Source organism: Bacillus sp. AFS040349 (assembly GCF_002577655.1).
In the GTDB taxonomy this organism is placed as follows: domain Bacteria; phylum Bacillota; class Bacilli; order Bacillales; family Bacillaceae; genus Metabacillus.
Genome location: NZ_NUMC01000031.1, coordinates 122660 through 140237 on the forward strand (window position 1 = coordinate 122660; position 17578 = coordinate 140237).

Genomic DNA, 17578 nt, shown 5'->3' on the forward strand with positions numbered 1-17578 from the left:
AATGAAGCAACGAATTCTAACTGCAATATTAGCTGCAGCAGTTTTTCTTCCATTTGTTATATACGGAAATCTTCCGTTTACAATATTTGTTTATTTACTAGCATCAATTGGATTGTATGAATTGTTAAGAATGAAAAAAATATCGTTAGTAAGTTTTCCTGGATTAATTAGCTTATTAATTTTATGGGTTCTTTTAATTCCAAATTCTTATATAACAATATTAAACGATATAAATTTTTCTAAGGCCGAATTAGCATTACTAGCTTTGTTATTTTTGTTAACTTACACGGTTATTACGAAAAATAAGTTTACATTTGACGATGTTGGTTTTGTTGTAATTTCTGTATTTTATCTTGGGATCGGTTTTTACTTTTTTATTGAAACAAGGCATTCTGGATTGGCAGAAGTATTTTATGCATTATTCTTAATATGGGTAACTGATTCAGGAGCTTATTTTGTCGGTCGGGCAATGGGGAAAAACAAGCTTTGGCCTGAAATAAGTCCGAATAAAACAGTAGAAGGTGCAGTGGGTGGAGTTTTATTTGCTGTTATTTTCGCTTGGGTGTACCACATGTTTACAGGAGTTTTAGATTCTTTCCTTATCATTACGGTTATGACAATCTGTCTCTCTGTTTTTGGACAAATTGGAGACTTGGTTGAATCTGCATTCAAACGTCATTATCAAGTAAAGGATTCCGGTTCAATTCTTCCGGGCCATGGTGGTATTTTAGATCGATTCGATAGCCTATTATTTGTATTACCTCTACTTCACTTTTTAAATATTCTTTTTTGAAAATGTTTAAGTCCATAACATTAATATGGTGGATATTAGTAATACGCATTTCTTTTTGATTGGAAGTGACTTTGTGAAGAAAATAAGTTTACTTGGAGCTACTGGTTCGATAGGAATCCAAACTTTATCAGTAATAGAAGCACACCCTGATGAATTTGAATTAGTTTCCATGTCTTTTGGAAGAAATATAAAATCGGGAATTGAAATCATTAGAAAATTTCACCCTCGATTTGTTGCGGTTCAAGATAAAGAAACATATGAAAAATTGAAACTTGAGCTTGAAATCGATAAAATAAAAATCGGTTACGGACAAGAAGCATTAATAGAGGCGGCTATTTTTGATGATGTTGATTGTTTAGTTAATGCAGTTGTTGGTAGTGTAGGACTTGTTCCAACGTTAAAAGCAATTGAAAACAAAATTACAATTGCAATTGCTAATAAAGAAACACTCGTAACAGCAGGTCATCTAGTAACAGAATATGCAAGGAAACACGAAGTTGATTTGTTACCAGTTGATAGTGAACATTCTGCGATTTTTCAATGTTTACAAGGTGAAAAATCAAAAAATATAGAACGTCTAATCATAACTGCATCTGGTGGAAGTTTTCGGGATAAAACGAGAGAAGAATTGATAAACGTTACAGTAGAGCAGGCTTTAAATCATCCAAATTGGTCAATGGGTGCCAAAATTACAATAGATTCTGCAACTATGATGAACAAAGGGCTTGAGGTGATTGAGGCACATTGGTTATTTAATATTCCTTATCAAAAAATTGATGTACTGTTACATAAAGAAAGTATTATACATTCTTTAGTGGAATTCCACGATCGTAGTGTGATTGCACAATTAGGAACACCAGATATGAGAGTTCCTATTCAATATGCATTAACTTATCCTGACAGACTTCCGCTTGAAAATGCTAAAAGACTTGAATTGTGGGAACATGGTAAACTTCATTTTGAAAAAATCAACTTTGATAGGTACAAATGCTTACAATATGCTTTTGATTCAGGTAAAATAGGTGGGACAATGCCAACTGTACTAAATGCTGCAAATGAAGAAGCAGTTGAAGCTTTTTTGAAGGGTAAGATAAAATTCCTTCAAATTGAAGACTTAATTGAAAGAGCTATGGATAAGCATGAGAGCATCGCGCATCCAGATTTGGAGCAAATTCAAGAAGTTGATCAACTAACGCGAAATTTTGTACAAACATTAATCTCATAAAGGTGGTCATTCAAAATGAATACAGTGATAGCGTTTGTCCTTATTTTCGGTGCTCTTGTATTTTTTCATGAGCTAGGTCATTTAATGTTAGCAAATAGAGCTGGGATACTTTGCCGCGAATTCGCTATAGGGTTTGGTCCGAAAATCTTATCATTTAAAAAGAATGAAACAGTATATACGATTCGACTCCTTCCTATTGGGGGATTCGTACGAATGGCTGGGGAAGATCCTGAGGTTATCGAGGTTAAACCGGGACACAATGTAGGATTATTATTTAACAAGGAAGACAAAGTTGAAAAGATCATTCTTAACAATAAAGAAAAATACCCTCAAGCACGTGTTATAGAGGTAGAAAATGTTGATCTTGAGCATAACATGTTTATCTCAGGCTATGAACACGGAGAAGAGGATTTTATTAAAAGATTTGATGTGAGTGAAACATCTTATTTTATTGTAGATGGTCAAGAAACACAAATTGCTCCTTATAATCGACAGTTCCAATCAAAAACTGTAGGTCAAAGGATTGCTGCTATCTTTGCTGGTCCGTTAATGAATTTTCTTCTTGCTTTTGTTATTTTAGTTTCCTTAGGTTTTATTCAAGGTGCACCAGTTGATGAACCAAGATTAGGGAAATTGACTTCTGATGGTGCTGCAAATGAGGCGGGGTTACAAGAGGGAGATGAAATTCATTCTATTGAAGGTGAATCAACATCTTCATGGGGCGAAGTAGTATCAATCATTCAAGAAAATCCGGATAAAGAATTAACATTTGAAGTTGAACGTAATGGCGAAATGTTAAGCTTAGAAGTGGTTCCTGCAGCAACAAAAGTTGGTGAAACTGTCATTGGACGGATTGGTGCATATAATCCTGTTGATAAGTCATTCGGCAGTTCGTTCAAATATGGCTTTGTTGAAACGTATACGTGGACGAAAGAAATTTTAATCGGGTTTGGAAAGCTTGTAACAGGACAATTCTCAATTGATATGCTGTCAGGTCCGGTTGGTATTTATGACATGACAGATCAAGTTGCCGAGTCTGGGACAACTAATTTATTAAGATGGGCAGCACTACTAAGTATTAATCTAGGAATAGTTAACTTGTTGCCGATCCCAGCTTTAGATGGTGGTCGCTTATTATTTTTATTCATTGAGGCATTAAGAGGAAAGCCAATTGATCGCCAAAAGGAAGGTATTGTTCATTTTATTGGTTTTTCATTACTTATGCTCTTAATGCTTGTTGTTACATGGAACGACATTCAACGCTTATTTCTGTAAAGAAGTTTAATTAAAATAGAGGTGCTCGTAAATGAAACAAAGTATGACGTTTATTCCTACTCTTAGAGAAGTTCCGGCTGATGCTGAAGTCAAAAGCCATCAGCTAATGCTACGAGCTGGATTTATTAGACAAAATACAAGTGGCGTATATAGCTACTTACCTTTAGCACAAAAAGTACTAAAGAAAATTGAACAAATTGTTCGTGAGGAAATGAATAAAGCAGGAGCTTCAGAGTTGTTAATGCCTGCATTGCAACAGAGTGAGCTTTGGCAAGAATCCGGTCGTTGGTATTCCTATGGCCCTGAATTAATGAGATTAAAGGATCGTCATAACCGTGAATTTGCTCTAGGAGCAACACATGAAGAAATGATTACAAGCCTTGTTCGTGATGAAGTGAAGTCATACAAACGTCTCCCACTTGGTTTGTACCAAATTCAAACTAAATTCCGCGATGAGAAACGTCCAAGATTTGGTGTTTTACGAGGGCGTGAATTCATTATGAAAGATGCATATACCTTTCACGCAACAAACGAGAGCTTGGATGAGGGCTATAATAAAATGTTTACAGCTTATCAAAATATCTTCACACGCTGTGGCTTAGATTTTAGAGCTGTTATTGCAGACTCAGGTGCGATGGGTGGAACCGACACTCACGAATTTATGGTTCTTTCAGAGATTGGTGAAGATACAATTGCATATTCAGATACATCCCAATATGCAGCAAACATTGAAATGGCCCCGGTTATTTCAACATATGAAAAGAGTTCGGAAGAGCAGCAGTCATTAGAAAAAATAGAAACACCAAATCAAAAAACAATAGAAGAAATATCTTCATTTTTAAATATCTCAAAAGAAAATTGTATTAAGTCAGTTCTATTTAAAGTAGATGAAAAGTTTGTGCTCGTTCTTGTTCGTGGAGACCACGAAGTAAATGATATTAAAGTGAAAAACTTATATTCTGCTTCAGTAGTTGAATTAGCAACAGCAGAGGAAACAAAAGAAGCATTAAATTGTGTTCCTGGTTATGTAGGTCCAATTCATGTTTCAGAAGATGTTGAAGTCATTGCAGACCATGCAGTTGCAGTTATAGTAAATGGAGTATGTGGTGCTAATGAAGAAGCATACCACTATACAGGAGTTAATTTAGAAAGAGATGGATCTGTTACTCAATATGCTGATTTGCGTTTTATACAAGAAGGTGATCTTTCTCCTGATGGTGAAGGCATTATTAAATTTGCAAAAGGTATAGAAGTTGGTCATGTTTTTAAATTGGGAACAAGATATAGTGAAGCGATGAATGCTACATTCCTTGATGAAAATGGCCGAACGCAACCAATGATTATGGGCTGCTATGGCATTGGAGTCTCTAGAACATTAGCAGCTGTTATCGAGCAGAATAATGACGAAAATGGAATTGTTTGGCCTGAAGCATTAGCACCATTTCAACTTCATGTGATTCCTATTAATGTAAAAAATGATGCTCAAAAAGAATTAGGTGAAAAGCTATACAATATATTTACTGACCTTGGTTATGAAGTTCTTCTTGATGATCGTCAAGAAAGAGCAGGGGTTAAATTTGCTGATTCCGATTTAATTGGCTTACCAGTTCGTGTAACAGTTGGTAAAAAGGCTGAAGAAGGAATTGTAGAAGTTAAAATACGTAAAACAGGTGAGTCTTTTGAAGTTTCAGTTGATGAACTGGAAGGTAAAGTAAAACAAATACTTGGTAACTAAAAAATTGTTACTGCAAAGGTAAAACCATGTTAAAATAATAAAATGAGAAGAAGAGGCTGACTCGATAAATTTAGACAATTTTCTTTTGAATTGTCTAATAATGGGGCAGCCTCTTCAATTGTGAAAAACATAATATTCATGATTCTGGGAGAGGGGATATAAAGGTCATGGACATGTTAAACAACCAAATTGAGCGATTTCAACTCCTGCTCCAGCAAATAAATTTAACAGAAGATGCAGCTGTTGTTCATTTTAAAAACGGTTCGATTGCTAGATTAACCGTTCATAAGCAATTGAAAAAATGGCATTTTCATTTTCAATTTGATAAGATTCTACCCTTTGATGTGTACCATTTATTTAAAACAAAACTATCAAAGGCTTTTTCACATATTGCAGATGTATCTTTTACATTTGAAGCAAGAGACCAAGCTTTTGATGAAAAGTTAGTACAAGATTATTGGTCAATTTGTATTCAAGAGATGGATGGTATTTCACCTCCTATGCTTGCTTTACTAAATGAGCAGAAGCCAACCCTTCAAGGACTAAAGGTAGTCGTAAAAACAAAAAATGATACAGAAGCAATGACAATAAAAAGAAAATATGCTTCTCTTATTCAAGAAAGCTTTCAGCAGTTTGGGTTTCCAACTTTTCAAATGGATACAACTGTAGCGGTAACAGAAGAAGAAATTAAACAATTCCAAGAGCAAAAGCTTCAAGAAGATAAAGCAAGAGGTTTCCAAGCGTTAACCGACATGGAAAATGCAGAAAAAGAGGATTCAATTCAGCCTGAACTTTCCGGCCCATTAACAATCGGTTATACAATTAAAGATGATGAAGAAATTCGTACAATGGCTTCCATTGAGGATGAAGAAAGAAGAGTAGCATTACAGGGGTATGTTTTTGATGCTGAAACAAGAGAATTACGAAGTGGGAGAACATTATTAACATTTAAAATTACTGATTATACAAGCTCGATACTAGTAAAAATGTTTGCGAGAGATAAAGAAGATGCAGTATTGGTACAAGCTGTAAAGAAAGGTATGTGGCTTAAAGTAAGAGGTAGTATCCAAAATGACACCTTTGTCCGAGATCTTGTTATGATTGCAAATGATATCAATGAAGTTGCACCAAGAGAAAGACAAGATACTGCCCCTGAAGATGAAAAACGAGTCGAATTACATTTACATTCACCGATGAGTCAAATGGATGCTGTCACTTCAGTAAGCAAATATATTGAGCAAGCGAAGAAATGGGGTCATAAAGCGATAGCTCTAACAGATCATGCTGTTACACAATCTTTTCCGGAGGCATATTCTGCAGGGAAAAAGAATGGAATCAAAGTGTTGTTTGGTGTAGAAGTCAACTTAGTAGATGATGGAGTTCCGATTGCCTACAATTCTGAACATCGTTTACTGTCAGATGAAACCTATGTTGTGTTTGATGTAGAAACAACAGGGCTTTCTGCAGTTTACGATACTATTATTGAGCTTGCCGCTGTTAAGATTCGTGATGGTGAAATTGTTGATCGCTTTGAATCCTTTGCTAACCCACACCATCCACTATCAGCTACAACAATTGATTTAACTGGTATTACGGACGATATGGTAAGGGATGCCCCTAATGTAGACGTAGTATTAAGGAAATTTAAAGAATGGATTGGGGACGACATTTTAGTTGCGCACAACGCGAGCTTTGATATGGGTTTTTTAAATGTTGGGTATAAAAAACTTCTAGGTGAGGAAAAAGCAAAAAATCCTGTTATTGATACATTAGAGTTAGGTAGATTTCTATATCCTGAAATGAAAAACCACCGATTGAACACTCTTTGTAAAAAGTTTGATATTGAGTTAACACAGCACCACCGTGCTATTTATGATGCGGAAGCAACAGGATTCTTGCTTATTAAAATGTTAAAAGATGCTGCTGAACAAGAAATCGAATATCATGATCAATTTAATGAAAATATGGGAAAAGGAAATGCCTACCAGCGTTCTCGTCCATATCATGCAACGATTCTTGCTCAAAATGAAACAGGGTTAAAAAATCTATTTAAATTAGTTTCAATCTCGCATATTAACTATTTTTATCGGGTTCCACGAATTCCGCGTTCACAGCTTAATAAACACCGTGAAGGTCTTATTATTGGCTCAGCCTGTGATAAGGGAGAAGTGTTTGAAGGAATGATGCAAAAATCACCTGAGGAAGTTGAGGAGATCGCTGCATTTTATGATTATTTAGAAGTTCATCCTTTAGAAGTTTATCAACACCTAATTACACTGGATTATATAAAAGATAATAATGCGCTACAGGAAATTGTAACGAATATTGTGAAGCTGGGTGAAAAATTAAATAAACCTGTCGTGGCAACGGGGAATGTTCATTATCTTAATCCTGTTGATAAAATTTATCGCAAAATATTGGTTAGTTCTCAAGGAGGAGCCAATCCATTAAACCGCCATGAGCTACCGGATGTTCATTTTCGAACAACAGATGAAATGCTAAATGCTTTTTCATTTCTTGGCACAGAAAAGGCGAAAGAAATTGTAGTAGAAAATACAAACAAAGTAGCAGATATGATTGAAGATGTTAAACCAATCAAAGATGATCTATATACACCAAAAATTGAAGGTGCAGATGATGAAATACGGGAAATGAGTTATTCAATGGCGAGAAGTATTTATGGTGAAAATCTACCGGAACTTGTTGAAGCACGTTTGGAAAAGGAATTAAAAAGTATTATCGGACATGGGTTCGCTGTTATATACTTGATTTCACATAAACTTGTTAAAAAATCACTCGATGATGGATATCTTGTAGGTTCACGTGGTTCCGTAGGATCTTCTTTTGTTGCGACAATGACGGAGATTACAGAGGTTAATCCTCTTCCGCCACATTATGTATGCCCTGATTGCAGGCACTCTGAGTTTTTTAATGATGGATCAGTTGGGTCTGGATTCGATTTGCCAAATAAAGAATGTCCAAAGTGTGGAGCACAGTATACGAAAGATGGACATGATATACCTTTTGAAACGTTCTTGGGATTTAAAGGTGATAAAGTTCCTGATATCGATTTGAATTTCTCCGGTGAATATCAACCTACAGCACACAACTATACAAAGGTGTTGTTCGGAGAAGATAATGTTTTCCGTGCAGGAACAATAGGTACAGTTGCAGAAAAGACGGCTTACGGATATGTAAAAGGTTATGCGAATGACCGCAATATCATTTATAGAGGAGCTGAGGTTGACCGTCTTGTACAAGGGTGTACAGGTGTAAAGAGAACAACCGGTCAGCACCCGGGTGGTATTATCGTAGTACCTGACTACATGGATATCTTTGATTTCTCACCAATTCAATTTCCAGCTGATGCAACTGGATCTGAATGGCGAACTACTCATTTTGACTTTCATTCAATTCACGATAACTTATTAAAACTTGATATTCTTGGACACGATGATCCAACGGTCATCCGTATGCTACAAGATTTAAGTGGAATTGATCCTAAAACAATTCCAACCGATGATCCAGAGGTTATGAAGATATTTAGTGGAACTGAATCATTAGGAGTAACAGAAGATCAAATAATGTGTAAAACAGGAACACTTGGGATTCCTGAATTCGGTACACGATTTGTTCGCCAAATGTTAGAAGATACAAAACCGACAACTTTTTCTGAGCTTGTTCAAATTTCTGGTCTATCGCATGGTACAGACGTTTGGCTTGGAAATGCACAGGAACTTATCCACAATAAGACTTGTACATTGAGTGAAGTAATCGGTTGTCGTGATGATATTATGGTATACCTGATCTATCAAGGATTAGATCCTTCTTTTGCATTTAAGATCATGGAATCTGTTCGAAAGGGTAAAGGCTTAACAGATGAAATGATGGAGGAAATGAAAAAACAAGAAGTGCCGGGTTGGTATATTAATTCTTGCTTAAAGATCAAATATATGTTCCCTAAGGCCCATGCTGCTGCATATGTTTTAATGGCGGTACGTATTGCTTATTTCAAAGTTCATCTTCCTCTATTATATTACGCTGCATACTTTACTGTTCGTGCAGATGATTTCGATATTGATACAATGGTTAAAGGGTCAGCATCTATTAAAGCAAAAATAGATGAAATTAACTTAAAAGGCTTAGATGCATCACCAAAAGAAAAAAACCTTCTTACTGTTTTAGAATTATCCTTAGAAATGTGTGAAAGAGGATTTGCATTCCAAAAGGTAGATCTTTATCGTTCTAGTGCTGATGAGTTTCTAATTGATGGTAATACACTAATTCCACCTTTTAATTCAATACCAGGGCTTGGAACGAATGCTGCGATTAACATAGTTAAAGCTAGAGAAGAAGGAGAGTTTTTATCAAAAGAAGATTTACAGCAAAGAGGTAAGGTGTCTAAAACAATTATCGAATACCTTACTAATCATGGTTGTTTGGATGAATTACCAGATCAAAACCAATTATCTCTTTTTTAAAGATTCTTTTCTTTTTTAATCTTTTATTCCTTCAGAGGATAAATTTGCATAAAAAACACGGTTATGTTATGCTTTTAGTGGAAATGCTAACGATAAGCAGAGGAAAAGAGTGGGGTAATCACCCACTCTTTCGTATTGTAATCGCCCTCGTCATTCGGATAGTTATACTACATACCATTCCCTGCTCAAAAGGCAGGGTTTTTCAACAGCTAAAGGTGTCAAACTGCTTCTGTTCAGGTTAAGCTAGAGCGCTTAGCTCCGTGTGTAGTCTTGGATGAGGGGATGTTCATTTTGAAGAAGAAGTTCATTATCTAAAAAATAACTTATTTTCACCATTGACTTATGCTTGATGCCTAAAGGGCAGGAGCATTGCGCTTTTCTTACAAGGAGGAAGAGAATGAGCAAAAAAGTAACAGAAATTGTTGAACAATTAGTAACACCAATTTTAGAGGATATGAACCTTGAATTAGTTGATATTGAATATGTTAAAGAAGGCTCTAATTGGTTTCTAAGATTATTTATTGATTCTGAGACAGGCATTGATATTGAAGAATGTGGAGTAGTAAGTGAAAGATTAAGTGAAAAACTCGATGCTTTAGATCCTATTCAGCATAATTACTTTTTAGAGGTTTCCTCACCAGGTGCTGAGAGACCATTAAAAAAAGAAGTAGATATAAAGAAGGCAATCGGTAAGCAAGTTCATATCAAAACATATGAACCAATTAATGGTGAAAAAGTTTTTGAGGGTGTTTTAACTGATTTTGACGGTCAAACTCTTTTCGTTACTGTTACCATTAAAACTAGAAAAAAACAAATTGAGATTCCGTATGATAAAGTTGCAAAAGCCAGATTAGCTGTAATCTTTTAGCTAACTTTTAAACTAATATCTCCAAATGACTGTTTTACAAATTGTGAAATTCTTTTATGTTAACTCTCGTTAATAATAAGAATGGTACACAACACATTTCCATGTAGCTTATTTTTTAAGGGGGAGCCGTTAAAATGAGTAGTGAATTATTAGATGCCTTAACAATTTTAGAGAAGGAAAAAGGCATTAGTAAAGAAGTAATTATTGAAGCAATAGAAGCGGCACTAATTTCTGCCTATAAACGAAACTTTAATCAAGCTCAAAATGTGCGAGTAGATTTAAATCGCGAAACAGGTACGATGAAAGTGTTTGCTCGTAAAGATGTAGTTGATGAGGTTTATGATCCTAGATTAGAAATATCAATTGGTGAAGCTCAAAGTATTAACCCAAACTATGTGGTTAATGATGTTATTGAAATGGAAGTAACACCTAAAGATTTCGGGAGAATTGCAGCACAAACAGCTAAGCAAGTTGTTACACAACGTGTGCGTGAGGCTGAGCGTGGAGTTATATACGGTGAATTTATTGATCGTGAAGAAGATATTATGACAGGAATCGTTCAACGAATAGATTCGAAATTCATTTATGTTAGCCTTGGTAAAATTGAGGCATTACTTCCAGTTAGTGAACAAATGCCTAATGAAACATATCGTCCACATGATCGAATTAAGGTCTTTATTACAAAAGTTGAAAAAACAACAAAAGGCCCACAAATTTTTGTATCACGAACACATCCAGGCTTACTTAAGAGGTTATTTGAAATTGAGGTTCCGGAAATCTATGATGGAACAGTTGAAATAAAATCAGTTTCTCGTGAAGCAGGAGACCGTTCAAAAATCTCCGTTCACTCTGATAATCCAGAAGTAGATCCTGTTGGGTCATGTGTGGGACCTAAGGGGCAGCGTGTACAGGCAATTGTTAACGAATTAAAGGGTGAAAAAATTGATATCGTTAGATGGTCGCAGGATCCAATTGAATTTGTTGCAAATGCACTTAGTCCTTCAAAAGTAGTTGAGGTCTTAGTTGATGAAGAAGAGAAAGCAACAACTGTCATTGTTCCAGATTACCAACTATCGCTAGCAATTGGTAAACGTGGTCAAAATGCGCGCTTAGCTGCAAAATTAACTGGCTGGAAAATTGACATCAAGAGTGAAACAGATGCAGAAAAGGCTGGTATTTATCCTGTTCAAAAAACGGACATTGATGAAGTTGATGTTGATGATGAACCGCTTTTAACAAGTGTACAAGACCCTGAGTTTAGTGAATAAGAGGTGAAATCACATGAACAATCGTAAAATTCCTTTGCGTAAATGTGTTGCAACAGGAGAGATGAAGACAAAAAAAGAACTTGTCCGAGTTGTCCGGTCAAAGGAAGGCGATGTTTCTGTCGACTTAACCGGTAAAAAAAATGGACGAGGGGCATATATTACTCTTGATAAAGAATGCATTCTTTTAGCAAAAAAGAAAAATATTCTTGCCAATCACTTGAAATCTAATATTGATGAAGGTGTTTATGAAGAGTTACTTCAACTGGCTGAGAAGGAGAAGCAATAAATAGATGAGTAAGCAGCAACAATGGACGTCCTTATTGGGCTTAGCAAATCGAGCACGAAAAGTTATTTCTGGAGAGGAACTTGTTGTTAAGGAAGTAAGACAACAACGTGCTAAGTTAGTTCTTCTTTCACAAGATGCATCCGCTAATACAATGAAAAAGGTAACAGATAAATGTAAGTTTTATCAGGTCCCCTTTAAAATGGTTGAAGATCGCTACCAGTTAGGTCAAGCAATTGGGAAAGAAGCGAGAGTTGTTGTAGCGATAAATGATGCAGGCTTTGCTGCAAAGTTAAAAACCTTGCTCGATTAATATTCTTGGGGGTGAACGTATGACAAAAATGAGAGTATATGAATATGCAAAACAGACAAATGTATCAAGCAAAGACATTATTTCTACGTTACAAGAAATGAATGTTGAAGTTAACAATCATATGTCAACAATTGAGGATCATGTTATTACAAAACTCGATCAAAAATATAAAAGCAATAATGTTGAAGAAACAAATAATGAATCAACAAAGAAACCGGGGAAACAAGTGGATAATACAAAGAATAAACCAAATAACGAACAACCAAAACCTTCAAATAACAAGCAAGCTCCTAATAATCAAAATCGCGATAATAAAAAGCAAAATCAAGCTAATAACAAATCTTTTAATAACAATAAAGGTAAGAAAAACAATAATAAAAGAAACAACAACAAAGGACCTGTACAGCAACCTAAGCCAAAAAAAGAGCTACCTGAAAAAATTACGTTCTCAGGAAGCTTATCTGTAGGTGAATTAGCATCTGAGCTAGGAAAAGAACCTTCTGAAATCATTAAGAAGCTTTTAATGCTAGGAACGATGGCTACAATTAATCAAGAGCTTGACAAGGATTCAATTGAGCTAATTGCTGGTGAATATGGTGTTGAAGTAGAGGAAGAAATTGTATTCGAAAAAACGGAATTTGAAAAATACGAAGAAGAAGACCGTGAAGAAGATCTAACAATTCGTCCTGCTGTTGTTACAATTATGGGACACGTTGACCATGGTAAAACTACGTTACTTGATTCTATTCGTAATACAAAAGTAACGGAAGGTGAAGCTGGAGGAATTACGCAACATATTGGTGCGTACCAAATTGTTGCAAATGATCAAAAGATTACCTTCCTTGATACTCCAGGACATGCCGCTTTTACAACAATGCGTGCACGTGGAGCACAGGTTACAGACATTACGATTTTAGTTGTTGCTGCTGATGATGGTGTTATGCCACAAACAATTGAAGCCATTAACCATGCAAAAGCAGCAGAAGTACCGATTATCGTTGCTGTTAACAAAGTTGATAAACCAACAGCTAATCCAGATCGTGTGATGCAAGAATTAACAGAACATGGTCTAGTACCAGAGGCTTGGGGTGGAGATACTATCTTTGTACCTGTTTCTGCTTTAACAGGTGATGGTATTGATGATCTTCTAGAAATGATATTATTAGTTACAGAAGTTGAAGAATTAAAAGCGAATCCTAATCGTCGTGCAACAGGAACTGTAATTGAGGCACAACTTGATAAAGGTCGTGGATCAGTTGCAACACTTCTTGTTCAAAATGGTACATTACGCGTGGGAGATCCAATCGTTGTAGGAAATACATTTGGACGTGTTCGTGCAATGGTTAATGATCTTGGACGTCGAGTTAAAGACGCGGCTCCTTCTACTCCTGTTGAGATAACAGGCTTAAATGATGTTCCTCTTGCAGGAGATCAGTTTATGGTATTTGAAGATGAAAAGTCTGCACGTCAAGTAGGAGAAGCTAGAGCTCAGAAGAAGCTTGATGAACAAAGAAGCGAAGGCTCTAAGCTTAGCCTGGATGATCTATTTGAACAAATTAAGCAAGGGGATATCAAAGATATCAATTTAATTGTAAAAGCTGATGTACAAGGTTCTGTTGAGGCTCTAGCTGCTGCTTTACAAAAAATTGATGTTGAAGGTGTTCGTGTTAAAATTATCCATACAGGTGTAGGGGCAATTACGGAGTCTGATATTATTTTAGCTGCAGCATCTAATGCAATTGTTATTGGTTTTAACGTTCGTCCAGATGCTGGTGCTAAGAAAACAGCTGACGTTGAAGAAGTAGATATCCGTTTACACCGTATCATCTATAAAGTAATTGAAGAAATTGAATCAGCAATGAAAGGTATGCTTGATCCTGAATTTGAAGAAAAAGTCATCGGTCAAGTTGAAGTCCGCACAACTTTCAAAGTATCTAAAATTGGGACAATTGCTGGTTGTTATGTAACGGAAGGTAAAATTACCCGTGATAGTGGTATCCGCTTAATTCGAGATGGAATTGTTATCTTCGAAGGTGAGATTGATACACTGAAACGATTTAAAGATGATGTAAAAGAAGTTGCACGAAACTATGAATGTGGAATCACAATTAAAAACTACAATGATGTTAAAGAAGGCGACATTATTGAAGCGTATGTGATGGAGGAAATCGAACGTAAATGATCGGATACGTTGATTGTGAATGTATGATTTACGATACACAGTCATTAAAAGAGAAACGAGCTGTTTTACAACGAGTTTTAACAAGAATCAAACAAAAGTACAATGTTTCTATTTCGGAAATTGAATTTCAGGACACATGGCAGCATACAAAGTTTGGTATTGTTGCCATTACGTCCTCTAAGGTTTCAACAGAAAAGGAATTAAATCATGTACTAAGCTTTATTGATTCGTTTCCTGAAATAGAAAGAACAGTTACAACGTTTGAATGGTTTTAAGTGAAGAGGTGATTGACATGAGCTTAAGAGCAAACCGTGTCGGAGAACAAATGAAAAAAGAATTAGGCGATATTATCGGTCGCAAAATAAAAGACCCGCGTATTGGCTTTGTTACTGTAACTGATGTAAGTGTTTCTGGAGACCTTCAGATTGCAAAGGTGTTCATTTCCGTACTAGGAGATGAGGAACAAAGACAAAATACTCTTAAAGGCTTAGCGAAAGCAAAAGGTTTTATTAGGTCTGAAATTGGACAACGAATTCGTCTTAGAAAAACACCGGAGATTCAATTTGAGTTTGATGAGTCAATTGACTACGGTAATCGTATTGAAACTCTTCTTCATGAGTTAAATGTTGAAAATAAAGAGGAGGATTAACTCCTTTTCAGGGATAGGCGCCTCGTCTATCCCTTTTATTTTTAAGAGATACTAACATATTTCTTATTCAAAATTATCTAACCGTTTGCACAAAACTGATTAAATGAAAGAGGAGGAACAACATGGAAGGTGTTCTTTTACTAAATAAGCCTGCTGGTATGACATCTCATGATTGTGTCGCAAGAATGCGAAGGCTGGCAAAAACAAGGAAAGTCGGTCATACAGGCACGTTAGATCCAGATGTAACTGGCGTACTCCCTATATGTCTTGGTAGGGCAACTAAGATCGTAGAATATTTAACAGCTGCTTCAAAAACGTATGAAGCTGAGGTAACAATTGGTTTTTCTACAACAACTGAGGATGCATCTGGTGAAATTGTTAAAGAGCAAAGTGTACAATCACCTATTTCAGAGGAAAAAGTTAAGCTTGTATTGAATTCAATGGTTGGTACAATTGAGCAAGTTCCTCCAATGTATTCTGCTATTAAAGTTAACGGGAAAAAACTTTATGAGTATGCAAGAGCTGGTATAGAGATTGAAAGGCCGGCAAGGACCATTACAATAAATGAGCTTGTGCTTTTAGGTGATGTTCATAATGAAGACAATCTCACAAAGTTCCGGTTCCGTGTTACTTGTTCTAAAGGTACTTATGTCCGAACATTGGCGGTAATGATAGGTGAAAAATTAGACTATCCGGCACATATGTCACATTTAATCAGAACAAAATCCGGAAATTTTAGAATTGAAGATTGTTTAACATTTGAAGAAATAGAAAGTGCGATTGAAAACAATGCGTTACAGAGCAAATTACTGCCTATAGGTAAAGCACTATATGATTTGCCGAAACTGAAAATCCATGATACTCTAGCAGAGAAAGTGAAAAATGGTGCAGTGTTAGAATTACCGTCGCAATTTAAGGACATTGAAGTGGGTGCTCCAATTGTTGTCTATGATGATGACGACCGCTGTCTAGCTATCTATGCAAAGCATCCCACTAAAACAGATCTGATGAAACCAACAAAGGTACTGCTAAATGAAGCGTAAGTTGTATGATGAAGTACCTTATCCAAAATAAATCATACAGCAAAAAGTGAAAATAGGTGAAGCTACCGTGAAAATAATAAGATTGTCTCAACCACATAATTTAAATCAACTTGATTTTCCTGAAATGGTCATGGCTTTAGGCTATTTTGACGGAGTACATAAAGGTCATCAAAAGGTAATAACAAAAGCGAAAGAAATAGCAAAACAAACAGGAATGAAAAGTGCAGTAATGACCTTTCATCCACACCCGCTTGTTGTTCTTCGTAAGAAGGAAGATATTGATTATATTACTCCCTTAGAAGAGAAAATAAATTTAATTCAAGAGCTTGAGGTAGATTTATTGTTTGTAGTTGAATTTACTAAGGAATTTGCCGCTTTATTACCACAAGAATTTGTGGATGATTATATTATTAAGTTAAATGTTAAGCATGTTGTAGCAGGTTTTGATTTTACATATGGACATTTGGGCAAAGGAACAATGGAAACAATCCCATTCCATTCAAGAGAGCAGTTTTTACATACAACTGTGGAAAAAATAACGGATCATGATCGCAAGGTTAGTTCGACTCTGATTCGGGAGGTAATCAGGAGTGGTGATGTTGAGTATGCACAGACACTTTTAGGTAGACCTCACTCTGTTGTTGGTGTAGTTGTTCATGGTGATAAACGTGGACGAACGATTGGTTTTCCAACTGCTAATGTTGAAGTTGAAGAGCACTATCTTATACCTCCAACTGGTGTTTATGCTGTTTCAATAGAAATTGATTCAGTTGTCTTTGATGGTGTTTGTAATATTGGTTATAAACCAACTTTTAACAACGAAAAATCTCCAAAACCTAGTATTGAAGTCCATATATTTGACTTTAATAGAGAAATTTATGGTCAAAAAGTCTCAGTTTCCTGGTTTAAACGTATAAGAAGTGAGAAAAAATTCCATAATGTTGATGAGCTCATTGAACAAATTTCTAAAGACAAGGCTGCTGCCGAACAATTCTTTCATAAAAAGATGGTATAAGCCTTGCATTCTTTATGAAAAAATAGTATTCTAATTGATGTAGTTTAAAACCATTGCTTGGCAGATCGATTCACCAACGTTTGCTCGGTAATTGGGGTTTGTAAAAATAAGGAGGTGAAAAGGATGGCTATCACACAAGAACGTAAAAATGAACTAATTGCTCAATATAAAACACATGAGTCAGATACTGGATCTCCAGAGGTTCAAATTGCTATCCTTACTGAGGACATCAATAATCTTAACGATCACTTACGTGTTCACAAAAAAGACCACCATTCACGTCGCGGTCTTTTAAAAATGGTAGGTAAACGTCGTAACTTACTAACTTACCTACGTAATAAAGACGTAACTCGTTATCGTGAGTTAATCAACAAGCTTGGTTTACGTCGATAATTACTAGAAAAAGCGGGATTTTTCCCGCTTTTTTAGTGTATTTAAAATTGATTCC

Annotated in this window: 15 protein-coding genes; all 15 read left to right on the forward strand. The window is 35.7% G+C overall.

The features are described from left to right. Nucleotide 1 precedes the first annotated feature (1 nt). The 15 genes from COD11_RS08460 (at nt 2) to rpsO (ending at nt 17523) form a co-directional block, all read left to right on the forward strand. Nucleotides 2–793, forward strand: a complete 792-nt coding sequence (locus tag COD11_RS08460) for a phosphatidate cytidylyltransferase (protein ID WP_098796325.1) — start codon at nt 2–4, stop codon at nt 791–793. Nucleotides 794–866: 73 nt separating this feature from the next. Beyond that, nucleotides 867–2018 (forward strand): 1-deoxy-D-xylulose-5-phosphate reductoisomerase, encoded by a 1152-nt coding sequence (gene dxr, locus COD11_RS08465; RefSeq protein ID WP_098796326.1) that lies wholly within the window; start codon nt 867–869, stop codon nt 2016–2018. 15 nt (nt 2019–2033) lie between these two features. After that, nucleotides 2034–3293 (forward strand): RIP metalloprotease RseP, encoded by a 1260-nt coding sequence (rseP, locus tag COD11_RS08470; protein WP_098796327.1) that lies wholly within the window; start codon nt 2034–2036, stop codon nt 3291–3293. Between the two features lie 31 nt (nt 3294–3324). After that, nucleotides 3325–5028, forward strand: coding sequence for a proline--tRNA ligase (locus COD11_RS08475; RefSeq protein WP_098796328.1), 1704 nt, complete (start codon nt 3325–3327; stop codon nt 5026–5028). A 167-nt stretch (nt 5029–5195) separates the two neighbouring features. Next, nucleotides 5196–9509: a PolC-type DNA polymerase III gene (locus COD11_RS08480; RefSeq protein WP_098796329.1), complete on the forward strand. Its 4314-nt coding sequence runs from the start codon at nt 5196–5198 to the stop codon at nt 9507–9509. Nucleotides 9510–9906: 397 nt separating this feature from the next. Then, nucleotides 9907–10377, forward strand: a complete 471-nt coding sequence (gene rimP, locus COD11_RS08485; RefSeq protein WP_098796330.1) for a ribosome maturation factor RimP — start codon at nt 9907–9909, stop codon at nt 10375–10377. Nucleotides 10378–10511: 134 nt separating this feature from the next. Then, the gene (nusA, locus tag COD11_RS08490) at nt 10512–11645 is read left to right on the forward strand and encodes a transcription termination factor NusA (protein WP_098796331.1); all 1134 of its coding nucleotides are present in this window, start codon (nt 10512–10514) and stop codon (nt 11643–11645) included. A 13-nt stretch (nt 11646–11658) separates the two neighbouring features. Beyond that, on the forward strand, nt 11659–11931 hold the full coding sequence (rnpM, locus tag COD11_RS08495) for an RNase P modulator RnpM (protein WP_098796332.1): 273 nt from the start codon (nt 11659–11661) through the stop codon (nt 11929–11931). Between the two features lie 4 nt (nt 11932–11935). Further along, a complete protein-coding gene (locus tag COD11_RS08500; protein WP_098796333.1) occupies nt 11936–12241 on the forward strand; it encodes a YlxQ family RNA-binding protein in 306 nt (101 codons plus the stop codon). 19 nt (nt 12242–12260) lie between these two features. Then, nucleotides 12261–14423 (forward strand): translation initiation factor IF-2, encoded by a 2163-nt coding sequence (infB, locus tag COD11_RS08505; RefSeq protein WP_098796334.1) that lies wholly within the window; start codon nt 12261–12263, stop codon nt 14421–14423. Continuing rightward, entirely contained in the window at nt 14420–14698 is a 279-nt protein-coding gene (locus COD11_RS08510) for a DUF503 domain-containing protein (RefSeq protein ID WP_098796335.1), read from the forward strand. Before infB ends, COD11_RS08510 begins: the two co-directional genes overlap by 4 nt. 17 nt (nt 14699–14715) lie before the next feature. Further along, nucleotides 14716–15072, forward strand: coding sequence for a 30S ribosome-binding factor RbfA (rbfA, locus tag COD11_RS08515; protein WP_098796336.1), 357 nt, complete (start codon nt 14716–14718; stop codon nt 15070–15072). A gap of 122 nt (nt 15073–15194) precedes the next feature. After that, complete coding sequence (truB, locus tag COD11_RS08520; protein WP_098796337.1) at nt 15195–16115, forward strand: tRNA pseudouridine(55) synthase TruB; 921 nt, start codon at nt 15195–15197, stop codon at nt 16113–16115. Nucleotides 16116–16182: 67 nt separating this feature from the next. Further along, entirely contained in the window at nt 16183–17130 is a 948-nt protein-coding gene (ribF, locus tag COD11_RS08525; RefSeq protein WP_098796338.1) for a bifunctional riboflavin kinase/FAD synthetase, read from the forward strand. A gap of 123 nt (nt 17131–17253) precedes the next feature. Next, on the forward strand, nt 17254–17523 hold the full coding sequence (gene rpsO, locus COD11_RS08530; RefSeq protein ID WP_026559305.1) for a 30S ribosomal protein S15: 270 nt from the start codon (nt 17254–17256) through the stop codon (nt 17521–17523). Nucleotides 17524–17578 lie beyond the last annotated feature (55 nt).